This is a genomic window from Nocardioides sp. NPDC057767, assembly GCF_042798275.1.
Classification (GTDB): domain Bacteria; phylum Actinomycetota; class Actinomycetes; order Propionibacteriales; family Nocardioidaceae; genus Nocardioides.
The window spans coordinates 50,465-64,132 of the sequence record NZ_JBHVKJ010000007.1 but is presented as its reverse complement, the minus strand read 5'-3'; the positions used below and the strand labels follow the sequence as shown (position 1 = coordinate 64,132).

5 protein-coding genes are annotated in these 13,668 nt (G+C 65.8%); all 5 read right to left on the bottom strand.

Annotation, left to right across the window (positions count from 1 at the left end):
* Nucleotides 1–27: 27 nt before the first annotated feature.
* Nucleotides 28–2,103, bottom strand: a complete 2,076-nt coding sequence (locus ACFVDI_RS05790) for a DEAD/DEAH box helicase (protein ID WP_378901529.1) — start codon at nucleotides 2,101–2,103, stop codon at nucleotides 28–30.
* An 8-nt stretch (nucleotides 2,104–2,111) separates the two neighbouring features.
* The gene (gene brxD, locus ACFVDI_RS05785) at nucleotides 2,112–3,440 is read right to left on the bottom strand and encodes a BREX system ATP-binding protein BrxD (protein ID WP_378901526.1); all 1,329 of its coding nucleotides are present in this window, start codon (nucleotides 3,438–3,440) and stop codon (nucleotides 2,112–2,114) included.
* Complete coding sequence (gene pglZ, locus ACFVDI_RS05780) at nucleotides 3,440–6,103, bottom strand: BREX-2 system phosphatase PglZ (protein ID WP_378901674.1); 2,664 nt, start codon at nucleotides 6,101–6,103, stop codon at nucleotides 3,440–3,442. The genes brxD and pglZ overlap by 1 nt, the downstream gene beginning before the upstream one ends.
* Nucleotides 6,091–9,867, bottom strand: a complete 3,777-nt coding sequence (locus tag ACFVDI_RS05775; protein ID WP_378901523.1) for a DUF6079 family protein — start codon at nucleotides 9,865–9,867, stop codon at nucleotides 6,091–6,093. Before ACFVDI_RS05775 ends, pglZ begins: the two co-directional genes overlap by 13 nt.
* A gap of 64 nt (nucleotides 9,868–9,931) precedes the next feature.
* Entirely contained in the window at nucleotides 9,932–13,660 is a 3,729-nt protein-coding gene (gene pglX / locus ACFVDI_RS05770) for a BREX-2 system adenine-specific DNA-methyltransferase PglX (RefSeq protein ID WP_378901520.1), read from the bottom strand.
* Nucleotides 13,661–13,668: the final 8 nt, after the last annotated feature.

The following is a 13,668-nucleotide window of genomic DNA, read 5'->3' as shown; positions in this document are numbered from 1 at the left end:
AACTCCGCGTCCCGCCGCATGCAGCGCTCAGTTCGCCCCGCTCGAAACCTGCGCGATTGCGGTCTGGAGCACCGCCTTGGCGCCCGGTGGATCCGCCAGCCTCTCCCCCAACGTTCTAGCAGCCAGACCAGGCGGCAGAGCCGCCGAGAACTTGAGTCCGCGAGCTGCCTCATCAACCTCGGGGATGGCTCGCGCGCCGTCCTGAGACAGCTGCTTGAAGTGGGCACCGTCCGGCAAGATGATCCGCTCGTTCTCGACGCCGGAGGCATCAACCTCGAGCCCGGCCAGTACGGTGGCGTTGGCCTTTAGCCCCGCCCAAGTCCACAGAACATCCCCTCCTACAGATCTACGCTGAAGCACCATCGAGGTCGCGTCGACCTGCCCAGCACGCTGCTCACGCAGTCGCTCGAGGACGACCGGCACACGCTTCGACAACGTCACCGAAGGCGTGGCGCCAAGGATCACTTGGCGCTTGGCCTGACATATTTCGAAAGACTCGACGATCTGGTCGGAGGGCCATCTCACATCTCCCTTGGTCGGGACCTCTTCGACCCAGACGGTGAAGCGGTCCCAGTCGATGCTGCGGACAAACCAACCGCGACCAGCCAGCACGAGCGGCTTCTGCTTCCGGTCGGAAGGCCTCGGGAGCGCCAGAGGAGAGACGAAACCGATCTCCTTTGTTCCCTCTACGACCCGCAGCTCGAGGTCGGCGGTGAAGGACGCGAGCAGGTCCATGAAGTTTCGCCGGCCGAACTCCTCCTCCGCCCGCGGCCCGATGGAGAGCATCCCAGAATCCTCGATGAGGAATCCTTCACCGAGTAGGAACTCCAACACCTCAGCACCGTCATCCATCAGTGGGAGATCACGCCACCAGGAGCGCCAAGTTGAGGCGCCGTAAGAGCCCTCCTGCAGCGCCAAAGCCAGCAGCTGCTGAGCAGCCAGGTGACGCGGATGCACGGGCGGAACGACGTCCTCGACGAAACCTCGCTCCCACAACAGAAGCAGCGCAGAGGCCGACAACAACCCGGCAAGGTCAGTCGCAAGGAAGAGCGTGTTTCGAGAAGTCCCTGGGCGACGGCCCGTCCGACCGAGCCGCTGCAGGAAAGACGACACCGCCCGTGGCGCATTGATCTGGATGACCCTGTCGAGGTCGCCGATGTCGACCCCGAGCTCGAGCGTCGAGGTGGCCACGATGACCGTGTCGTTGGCCTCGGCGAACGCCTGTTCGCTGCGACGGCGTTCATCTGCCGAGAGCGAGGAGTGGGAGACGTACGTCGTGACCCCGCGCTCTCGCAGCAGGAATGCGAGCTCTTCAGCGCTGCGGCGCGACTCCAGGAACACCAGTCGCTTCTCACCTCGATGGAGCCGTGAGATCACCGTTGCGGCGTTCTCCATGCTTCCGACGTAGTCGAGGCTGACCTCAGGCTCGACAGTCGTGCCCTCCCCCTCTTCACGGACGACCTCGACCGGACGCCGGGCAACGGTCGAACCTTGCATCCATCGGCCCACCGCCTCGGGATTCCCGACCGTCGCTGAGAGACCGACCCTCTGGATCGGTCGACCTGCGAGACGTTCGAGCCGCTCCAGCACGGCCAGCAGGTGCCAGCCACGATCAGAGCCCGCAAACGAGTGCAGCTCGTCTATCACCACCGCTCGCAGCGACGAGAAGAACGATGCGTGGTCAACACGACGCGAGACCAGCATCGCCTCGAGCGACTCCGGTGTGGTCAGCAGGACATCGGGCCGGGACGCCAGGATCCCCCGCCGTTCCGATGCACCGACGTCGCCATGCCAGAGTGACACCGTCCGCCCGAGCCAGGCGCCGTACGCCTCTACTCGTGGATACAGGTTGTTGAGCAACGCCCGTAGCGGCGTGACGTAAAGGACCGTGGTCCCCGACCATCCGCCCGCAACCATCTCCGAGAGCAGCGGGAAGATCGCGGCCTCTGTCTTACCTCCCGCAGTCGGGGCCACCAGCACGCAGTCGGAACCACTGCGCACCGGTCGCACCGCTGCCGCCTGCAACGGCCGCAACGCGCGCCAACCGAGACTGTTGACGATGTGGTAGTCGATGCTCTCGTCGAGACCCGTCTCGCCGCCCACGAGAATCCTCAGATGTCCAGGTCGATGTCATCGACAGATGTCGCGGCCCGACGATCCCCGCGGGCCTGCGCCTCCCGCTCCACATCTGTGAGCTCGGCGGTCGACAAGGTGAGGTGATAGTCACGGCGGGGGTCGAAGTCCCCGTACAGGTCAACGCGGTCGAGCACGTCGGCGACCAGCTTCTTCAGAAATAGCCTGGGAGCCACGCCAGTTCGGCCGCCGAGTTCACCGCCGACCGCCGACGCAAGGTCAGAGACATACTCATCGTCAACGACGCCTCGAACCCGATCGGGATCCGCTGCCCCAGTTGCGAAGATGTCCCTGACTCGGCTCCCGAGCTCGACGAGCGACTCCGGGGTGAACCCAGGCAGCCGGATCTGGGGGGCCCGCGGGTTGTCCCACCGCGGATCGGTCTGGAAGTCGGTCTGGAGCCGCTGCGCCAGCGGCGGTAGCCGCTGAAGACCTTGCTGACCGTCGTAGAACGCCGGCGTGCCTGTCATGAGCACATACAACCCCGGGAAACGGCCGCCGTCGATCTCATCCAAGAGCTGACGCAGCGCGTTGAGTGACTTCTCCCTTACGTCCGACCTCATCCGTTGCAGAGTCTCTACCTCGTCCAGCACGATGACGAGACCGGCGTAGTCCGAGTCACGCAAGACGGTCAGCAGCCCCTGAAGAAATCCAAGTGCGCCGTAGTGGTCGAGATCGCCCCGCACACCCGCAGAGCGCTTCACCGAGGCAGCCACGTGCGGCTGCCCGCCCAACCAGGCCAACAGCCCGTCAGCCTGTGCCGAGTCACCAGAGGCCTGCGCGAGCCGGTACTGCCGCAGCACCGCCGCGAACGCGGGCGCCTCTCGAGAAACGGTCGCCAGCCTCTTCTGCATGAGCTCGTCCGTCGCTTCATCCGCGGCCGAGGACCCATCCGAGCTGGCGTCCTGGTCGAGGACGTAGAGCCACCCGTCCACCACATCCCGTAACGCCCCCGAGGAGGCAGTCGGAGTCGAGAGATTCTCGACAACCCGCCGATAGACCGTCTCTAGCTTGTGCAGGGGCGTCTCGGTCTCGCTGATCTGGATCTCAGCCGTGGCGAAGTTGAGCTTCTTGGCTCTCTCGGTCAGCCAACGCGCGAAGAACGTCTTGCCGGACCCATACTCACCCCGAACGGCTTTGAACCCGGCGCCGCCACCTGAGACCGAGGAGAGCTCGTCGTCGATGGCTGCCTCGAAGCGTGCCAAACCGACCGCCAGCACATCCAGCCCGTGCTGTGGAACGGTTCCCCGCCGGAGCGCGTCGATGACATCGCGCCGGCGCCGTGGGCTGATCGAGACGTCGGCCATTATCGACCGCCGAGCTCGAACTGTTCGCGCAGCAGCGCCTCGTCGATGCGATACGTGACACCGTCGCTGTCGAGGCGGAGCACCTCGAACCCTTCGACATTGATGAGTCGTTTGACGGCAGCGAAGACCTTGCCAACCTCGGGAGCGGCAATTCGGGCAGCCGCGGCCACGGTGTCCTTGTGCGCGCGGCCCTCGCGCTCGAGGAGGACACGCAGAAACGCCGCGACGTCAGCATCGGGAAGGGCACGCCTTCCTGCCATCGCGCGTTGGTCGGCGTACGCCTTCGAGGCAAGCAGCGCGTCGACAACGTCGGATCGAGATGACGCCGCCGGAGCCGCGGCAGGTATATCGACGGAGAACAGTGCATCCTCGTCGTTGATCACAGGACGTGAAGGCTTGCGTTTCTTCTTCACCGTCTCCCCCGCCAGAATCGGAGCGGCCGCCGGTGAGACGAGTGGTTCGTTCCACCAGGTCGGCACTTGCGGCGGCGCCTGCATCCACCCTGACGGGATCTCAGCCAGAGCAGTTGCCGGCTGGAAGACGAGCACCGGAACGGTGATCTCGGCGAGACTGGCACCGCCATGGTAGCCGGCCCTTCGAGGACCGAAGTGCGCGTCTTCACGCCAGAGCAAGATGGCGCTCCCGTCTGGAGCGACCACGCGCGGCCCACTGACCTCGACCTCGCCAGCGCGAGGTGCGACTCCCCCAGACCGCCACCGAGCATCGGCACCAGGCATCGAGAGCGCCTCGGTGTCACGTTCGACGACGTGTCCATGGTCGGAGGTGATGATGACAGTCCGCCGCGTCGCAACCGCAGTGTCTAGGAGCGCTCGCAGCGGCGTGAGTTGGTCAACGCTCCACGACAGGGCGGAGGTGTCGTTCTTGTGCACGGCATCGTCGATGGCGTTGATGACCACCCCAACCACAGGCACCTTCGGGTTGTTGACGGCTTCAGCGACGACCGCCGGTAGCGCCTCGCCGGACTTCGCCCGGAGATCGTTCTTGTGAAAGACCACCGATCCCGGGAAGGCAGTCGCGAGTCCCTTCTTCTCGTCATCGGCCCCACCCTCGCGCACCTCGCCACAGAACAAGGATGCACGCGAAATGCTCGTCAGCGAGGGCAGGACTGCGACCGCGCCGACCCGCTTCGCGCTGGCGTCCGGAACATGCTCGACGAGACCGGCCCGAGCGACCTCGCCAGCCAGCGACGTCGCGATCGCGCTGCTCAAACCGTCGAGGACAACGAGCAGCGCGCCTCCCTTGCGCCAAGGGCCGACCACATCGCTCAGAATCCGTTCGACGCCGATCGGTGCCTCCGACAGCCGCGCCCGTGGCCCGACGGTCAAGGCCGACGAGAGCCGGCCGGCTGCAACTTCGTCACGAGAATGCCGACGCTTACGGGCCTTGCCCGCCAGCGTCCGGTACGCATCGGACACCACTGGATCGTCAGACCCGCTCCACAGTGCACCCAACGCAGCATCGACCCAGGCTCCGTCGACCATCTGTGTCTGCAGATCATCGGCTAAGCCGACGAACGCAGCTTCCGGCACGGTGAGCCACCGGTGAAGGCGAACCGCCATCTCAGGTGCAGGCGACGTCCGGCCGAGGCGGTGCTCATGCACTGCGACCAATGCATCTTCGACGCCCGCATCGGAGGTGAGTGCCTCAGCCAGCCTCCGAACTCGAGCCCGGTAACCCGGCCTCAGAACAGTGGAACGCTCTGCACCAGCAGGCCATTCGAGGTCACCCAGCAGCGCTTCCGCCTGCTGTAGCGCGATCGCAACCTCGGGTGAGTCTTCGGCACCGACGCGCAGCACGGTCGCTTTCGCCACCCGTGCAACCGCCTTGGCCTCTTCGACAGAGACGGTCCGGCCGTCGACAAGCCGTTCGACCCGCACCCGAGCAGCAACCTGCTCAGCGTCAGGTGTCGACCCGTCCTCAGGCCAGAGCACGTCAAGTGCGAGCCCGACCGCCAATGGCGTCACATGCTCCTGGCGCTGTGCGACCTTGAGCGCGAATGCGGCCGGCGCACCGTACTCGTTCCCGGCCCAGGCGGTCAGGTGCCGACGCAGACTCTCGTCCACTGCGGCCCAGGTGGAGCGGAGGTCTCGTCGCCCGAGCGCAGCGAGAAGGACTGCGCCGTCGAGCTCGACCGTCGCACCGAGCCCGGTGACCTGCCCTAGAAGCGAACCGATCGCGTGCCGGTCCGTCACCGCGACATCGGGCGAGCGCGGCCAGCCCCCGACCGGCTGATGGTCCAGCAACGCCGTCGCCGCCCAGTCCAGCCGTCGAAGCTCGCGGCTGACCTCGCGAGCACCCTGGAAGAGCCGGGGCACGGCCTGCCATTCGTCCGGCATCTCGACCTGCTGCTTGTAGGCCCGTGCCAGCACCGCCTCGCCGAGGTCCTTTGCCGGCCTGTCGGTGAGGATCACCGCGTAGTCGTCGGGTCCCAGGGAGGTGTAAGCATCCAAGATCGCGAGCTGTGAGACCGCCGGGATGACTCGAACGGAGTGGTCGCCGACCTTGACGTCACCCCCGTTCCATTCCGGGCGCGCCCGGAGTACGAGAACACGCTCACCCGACTTCACCAAGTCTGAGGCCCGCTGCTGCACCATCGCCGGGGATACGACGACAGCCCGGACGCTCTGGCTCAGTCCTCCCATCGCCACGACACCCGCAGCTTCTTGCCCGGCACCGGGTTCGAGAGCTCCTCGACAAAGGCGCGAAGAAGGGTCTCGAGCTCGGACGCCTGTTCGATGTACTCGGACTTGGTCAGCCGCGCCCGCTCCGCTGCGTCGCGCCGCTGACGGTCGAGTTCCTCCCGCTCACGGTGGACCCGCTCTTGTTCCTCGGCCAGGAGTCGGTGCTGCTCGGCAAGCTCACGGGCCCGCTTCTCCTCGGCACGACGGCGCTCCTCTTCGGCGCGTCGGGCCGCCTCCAGTTCTTCGGGCGACGGCCCACTCGGCTGCGGACTCCGCTCGACAAGAATGCTCGTCACGGTCGTCGCGGCCTCCGAGAGCGCTGGTCGCAGCTTGGAGTGGAGTTCTTCTGCACCGGCAACGTTCTGAAGGTGCCGTACAGCCTCAGCGGCCTGATCGCCGCCAAGACTGCTGAGCTGGTCGATCAGCTGCCAGTTCGCGCCAGCGATTGCCGCCTGGACCTCGCCCGCGCTAGCAATACAAGTCGCGAGGGCTGGAAGCTCGCTGGGAAGATCGAACTCCGCCAGCACCCGAATCCGATCGATGCCGCTGCTCGCCTGGTTGAGCGAGGATACGAGGTCACGTGCCCGTCGAGCCGATGCGAGCCGGGGACTCACGTCGGAGAGCCCCAGCGGTGCAGCGTGCTCGTCCAGCCGCCTCACCAGTGCGTCGACGTCCGCCGCCCGGTCCTTGGTCTCATTGCCGATAGCCGCGCTGAGACGCTCGAGAGACGCACTGGAGAGGTGGAACTCGCTCGCGCCGACCCCGAAGAGCGCCTTCGCTCTTTCCCGCGCCTGGGTCCATTCCTCAGCTGTAGGCAGCATCGGCTCGTGCAGCGTCACCTCGGGCACCAAGGTCCCGATCCCCGGCTCCGGAAGTCGCCCACCGTAGCGCTTGAGCTCGCGGTCGGTCATCGCCGCCCAGGCGAGGACGAGCAGATCTGCAACGTCCGTCGTGAAGCCGAAATCGGCGATGGAGGCCCGCAGCTCGCGAACGGTGACGTCGCCCGAGACCGCGGCCTTGGTGAAGTCGTCGTGCCACCGGAAGAACTGCGGCTGCAGCACATAGGTCGTCTCGGACAGCTTGCCGACACCGAAAGCATCGACCACCCTGCGCACCTTGTTGGCGGTAGGCCGGTCCAACCCTTCGATTCGGCTCCCGGCAGCCATCGCCCGTCGGGCAAGGTCGAGGACGGCGGTGATCTCACCGCGCCGGAGCTCATCTCCGTCACGGTCGATCTTCGGGTGCTTGGGATAGCGGGCATCGAGCGCACGGCCTAGGACCCCGGTGACCGCACCCTGGAAGTTCGGCGCCGACGGCTTCAACGGGTCATAGTCACGGGCCAGGGCGATGAACACCCGCCCGTCCGGCACCAAAGCACCCATCTGGTCCTCGGGGGCCGCATCGATGCCGTACGCCTGGCGCAGTGACGCGAGCACCTGCTCCCGCAGCGAGTCCCTCTGATTGGTGAGCTGCCGCCGGGCAGGCTCCCGCTCGGCGACCGGGAGCGAGCCCGAGTACTGGTCGAACCGGTTGCCGGTCAGCAGATAGTCCAGTGTCACCAGCTTGCCGATGTCCTCGAGCCTGGCGGCGCTGATGAAGTTCGCCAGCCATGCGACGGAGTCGGTGTCCAGGCCACCCTCACGCAGTTGCCGAAGCCTCTCGACATCGTCGGTCGGCCGATGGTCGGCCTCGTCGAACGGGTAGTCGATGATCAGCCGCCATCGCCCGTCGATGGCCTGAAGCGCCGACTCCGGCATGGTCTGCCGGTCACGGATGTTGCCGAAGATGACGTCGACGTCTCGCTTCTGACCACGCCAGACGTGGGTGAGGGAGTATTCACTGCCGATCGCCCCGGTCCGCACCGCGCCGATCTGCTCGACGAGAAGCTCACGGATCAGTCGCCGCCGGTTGGGTGCGTTGTCTTCCATCTGGACGTGGACCAGCACCGAGTCCAGGTCGATGCCGGACAACTGCAGCGAGATGACTGGATCGCCGGTCTGGTGACCAACCGTGATCTCGCCGAACTCGCCAGACCACTCCTTGACCTTGGTCACGACCTGCGCAGCCTCCTGCCCCGGAAGCATCGAGACCACTGATCCGAAGTTGAGCGCGGCCAGCTTCGAGGCGGTCATGTCCTTCAGCGAGGTAGCCCCCGGGGCGATCGCCGCGATCAGCAGCGTCTTCGCGATCCGATCGTCGCGCCGGAACTGGTGCGTACGTTCCAATCCACGTGCCTCGGACTCACTCAGTCCGTTCCGGCTCAGTAGATAAGGGCGCATCTTCTGCGTATAGAAGACCCGCGCCGCCTTGAACACGCTCTTCATGTCGTCGCTGAGCGGCTCGGAGTCGCCGAGCACGACCGCGTCGAAGAGATCGCCTACGCCAATGACGTCGCCGACGGTCAGCTCGTCGCGCCCGTTGGCGAGCAGCTCACTCATGATCTTCAGAGCCGTACGCTCCCGCTGCATGATCGCCGACAGAGCGATCATTGCGTCCACGAGGGCCGGTGAGAACGGGTAAACCATCTGGAAGTCGGCCGAGCTGGAGTGGGCCTCATCGGTGAGTAGGTGGTTGTACGACTTAGGGTTGGCGCGCACCTTGGCGATCGCCTTAGCAATCGCCGCTTCGCCAGCCTCGCTGCTCGCCGTGAGCAGACGTCTCTGGACGATCTGGGGCAGGTCCGCCGCGGGCAGGGTGATCTTCTCGAAGCGCCCCTCCCACCATTGGAAGGAGTCGTCGAGGGCGACCTTCTCAGCCCCGTGGCTCTCTCCGACGAAGTCCTTCAGGTTGCGCTGCCGTGCAACGAAGGAGACCAGCGGGACCGCGAGCCGGGCGTTGCCGGTCTCGACCAGCTTCGCAACCTTTGAAGTCTCAGTCGAGATGAACGTGCTGTCACGCAGGTGCGCCGAGAGCCACAGAACCAACTCATCGAGGAACAGCACGATCCCCTCGTAACCGAGCCCCTTGGCGTGGTTCGCCATCGCCTCGAGCCCCGACGACATGTCAAGCCAGGTGCCGGTTGTCTCGAACCCGGAGAAGTAATTCTTGACCAGCTGAGCGACCAGGTTCTGCCGGGCAGGGTCGCTCGGGTCCGCAGACCGTGCTGACTCGTAGCCCGCCGGGGTGATCCCACCGCCGCCGAACTTCGCCCAGCCGCCACCACCGGTACCACCGTCGAGATTGGCGAAGAACGCCTCGTCGCCCAGCTGCTTGCGCAGCTGGTCGGCGTTCTCCAAGAGCGCCTCCGACCGGTGCAGGACCGGCGCGACCGCGTCGGGGTGCTTCGCCCTGACGGTGCGCAGGTAACCCCCGAATAGCGCCGACTCGACAGAGTCCGCGCCGACGAAGTGGTAGTCGACCGCGAGGAACTTGCGCTCGAGTAGCGTCGAACGGCCGGCGACGACAGCCTGAAGGCCGGCCATACTGCGGGCGTGGGCATTGCCGGTCAGAAGCAGGTGCAGCACCGCCATGAAGTGCGACTTACCCGCGCCGAAGGAGCCGTGTACGAATGCACCCTTGGATGTCCCGCTCGTGACCGCACCTTCAACGATCTTGAGCGCATCGTCGATCGCCGCGGCGATCGCGTCTGTGACGACGTAGTCGTCGAGGGTCTGGTCGGCAGCCTCCTGGGCGCGGTGGATCTGCAAGACGAAGTCGTCGTCATGCACCACGACCGGGATGTCGATCGCATCGCGCAACGGCATCGAGAGTGCGGTCGACGTCATCGCTTGGCCAGCCCTTCCTGAGTCTGTGTCCGGACATCTTCGTCCGATGCTGTCATGCCTGCAGTCACGAGGTCTTCGCCTTCCGTCCCCGTGCAGCCACGGGCGGGGTCCACCCGGTCACTTGTTCGCGAGTCTTCTCCAGCTGCGCGAGATATTGGTCCACGACCTGTCCGATCACCGCCGCCGGGCTGGCGCCGAATGCCGGGTCCTCCTCGGCATGCCACTGCCGTAGCCATGGCTCCAGCTCGACGAGTCCAGCGACCATCGGCACCAGGGCTTCGGCCGCAGCCTCTGGGGTGGAGGACACCAGCGACTCCTGGACCGGCAGCTCCCGCCCGAGCGCAAGGGCCTGGTCCTTGTGGTCCCAGCCGGCCCAGCCCAGCACCGGTGTGCCGTCGCTCTCGCGTCCCAGCCCGAGATAGAGGATGAACCGCTCTTTCGGCACGTCCAGCTTTCCGCGCATCTTCCAGTACGTCTGCTTGCGGAAGTCCGCCTGCCCGTACTTCGGCGGCACCGCGATGTCGACCTTCTCCCCCGCGTCTTCGCGACGCTGCAGCTCCCAGGTCTGCTGCCAGGTCCGGAACTTCTCCAGTCCCGACGGCTTGTAGCGGTACGCCGCGAGGTACGGCACCGCCTCCTCTGCTACCAGCGACCCCAGCACCTTGGCCAGATCCGGCTCGGCATCCCCCGTCAGCACGCTCACCAGTTCCAACAGCACCTCATCGGCCCGCAGCAGGTCGGCCAGCTCGTTAGCCGACCGAGCCATAGGCCCCTGCTCGTCACGCCACAGCTCAGGCGCCTCGAGGCGGTCCAGGATCGCCGTCTCCAGCGCATCAGACACCTGTTCATCCCAGGTGCGCGCAAGTTTCCACCGCCGCTTGAACTCCGGCTTCTCCAGCAGCCGGATGTTCGGGTCGGATTCCATCAGTTCCAGCCGCCGCTCCACGACCGTCCGGTACTCCTCCGGCCAGTGCTTCGGCATCTCCGTGATCGGCGTCGAGGAGTGCCGAGTGAACCAAGCAGTCTCCTCCTCACCGGCCTGTACGCGACGCGCCAGAGCGATCTCGAACGCCCGCTCCCCCAGATCGAGCCAGCGCCCGATCGAGCCCTCAGCACTCCACCCCGAACCGCCGCCCCCGTCGGTCGATCCTGCCGCACCGCCGTCGGCCGAGCCTGCGAGCGCAGCGAGCGGTGTCGAGACCAACACATCAGCGTTCTGATCGATCAGCCCATAGTGCCCGTAGACCTCCCAGTCCAGCTCGTCCTGCTCGAACACCATCCGCTGCCGCAGACCAGCCCACCTGTCCTCGGCGTTATCGAGAACGGCACGCAGTTCGCCCGGCCCCGTCTGATGCGTATGCCATGTGCCGATAACAGTTGCCGGCGTGCTAGCCGCCAGATCCTGAGCCAATGAGTCCAGAATCCGTCCGCGCTCCAGCGGCAGCGACGCCGGCAGGGGGAACTGCTCCAGCTTCGTACCGGTGAACTCGAAGAACCGCTCCCATTCTTGGTCCGCGATGCCGCCGCCGTAACCGCCGTTCCCCTTGTCGTGGCTGACCTGCTTGAGCCAGAAGCATGCGGTGGAACTGTTGAGCACCGCGAGCAACTCCAGGTGCTCCTCCTCACTCGCCCCCTCCGGCAATAGAACGACCGGCGCATGTCGATTGAAGATCGGACCCCCATTGCACAGCACGAAGTGCTGATGGGTCGCAACAAACGGAAAGGTAAGCACCTTCCTATCTACTCTGTCGTGTGCGACCTGGTGCCACTCCCACCAAGTACGACCCTCGGTGCGGTAAGTCAGTTTTGAGAAGGTTGCTCGGTGCCACGTCTCGGTCCGCGTGCGCCACATCATCTGGTGGGCGTGCGGAAATTCAGTGATGTCAACAAGTCGATGATCAATGTATGGAAAGAAGACGTTCTCACGCGATTGGACAGAGTAATCGCGGATGTAGTCCCCAGTCACGAACGCGCGCACGAGAGCCGACTCCACCCCATGCCGTGTGTACGTCGAGCGTGGCGCGACGAATACATCATCGGCGGCGGTAATTCCAACCACACCGATCAAGTCCGTGAGGGCACCAAGCGGTCGGGCGGCAGAATCGTCCAAAGCAGACTTAAGGTCGCCAGCGCCGCCCCCGCTCAGGGACCACGGATGCACCATAAGAATTGACCGATCGAGGTCGGTGACGGAGACATACTTCCCGTCGTACTTGCTCTCCTCGAGGTGCTCAACGATCTCGGTCCAGACCAGGCCCTTCGAGGGGTCCGCGGGCTGACCGGGCTCGCCGCGGACGCCGAGCACGGCGCGTACGGCGTGTCCGATCGGTCGGCGACGACGCCCAATCAGGATGACGGTGGGGGTGCCGTGGCCGGGGATGTAGGCGCCGGAGGTGTCGATGACAGCGGTCAGGTCGACGGGATTAGCGAGGTGGTGGCCGGCGAAGAGGTCCTCGATGAGCTTCTTGCCGAACTCGCGCTTCATGAAGGAGTTGGCTGTGATCTGGCCAACGTACCCGGCCGACTTCCCTTGCTCACCCCGGATAGCGAGTCGGAAGAACAGCTCAGCGAACGGGGCGGAGAGGGCGTACTTCCGTACCGCGGTCTTGTAGTGCTCGCGGTAGCGGACGTTAAGCGCCTTGTCTTTGACGGTGATGTAGGGCGGGTTGCCGACGACGACGTGATACTGCCCATGCTCGAGGATGCCGTGGTAGTCGGTAAGGTCTTCGGTGTCGTAGAGGAACTCGGACTCGCCCTCGCCGCCCTCGATGTTGATCTCCGTCTGCGTCATACCGCGCTCGCCGAGCAGCGAGTCGCCGATCGCGAGGTGGTAGGCCATCTCCGGCAGCGCGACCAGGGAGCGTTCCCCCATCGCCTTGAGCCCAGCGACGGTGAGCCGGAAGCGGGCGATGGCGACGGCGAAGGGGTTGAGGTCGACGCCATGGATGGAGTCCATCGCGCGGCGTACGCGCTCCTTCGCATCCAGCGCCGGGGCATCCTCCTGCCACTGCTGGAGCAGTCGATCGAAGGCGCCAAGAAGGAAGTGGCCCGAGCCACAGGTGGGGTCGATCAGCTTGAGGCCATCGACACCGAACTCCTTAAGCGCCTGCGTCAGGGTCTGGTCGAGGATGAACTCCTCGACGAAGACCGGGGTCTGGAGCAGGGCGTAGGTCTTCTTCGCGTGGTCGGAGAGGTCCTGGTAGAGGTCACCCAGGAAGCGGGTGCCGAAGTCGGGGTCGGTGAAGTCATGGACCAGGTCACCGGAAGCGTCCGTGCGGCGCCAGAATTCGATCAGACCGGTGGCCGACTCGGGGCTGATCAGCGCGGACCAGACCGGGTTGTGCTGAGGATCGACCAACGCCCTACCGGCCGGCTGGGCAGCCAAGACGGCGAGGCCCTGCTGCAGCCAGTGGCGGCGGTTGTGGGTTGCGTTCTCGCGGAAGTAGCCGGTGAGGTTCTCCTCGGCGCGGGCGGTGCGGTCGCCGGGGCCGGCGATCCAGCCGACCGGCACGGGGCGGCCGTCGAGCTGGGCGCCCGCCAGGAGGTCGTTGTCCTCGCAGAATCGGAGGAACGTGGTGGCGATGATCCAGGCGACGGCCGCCTGATCGACCTCGTTGTCGCGCCAGACAATCCAGGAGTTGCCGGTGCGCTCGCGGCGGCGAGCCTCGGCGTACTCCTCCTTCAGTCGTTTGCCCCAGGTGTTGTCGGCGTCCTCGGCGCGCTCGCGCAGGTCGGCCTGCAGGAGCTTGAGCTGGACCTTGAGGTCCTTGAGGAGCGCGGCGGAGTCAATCAAGAAACGGT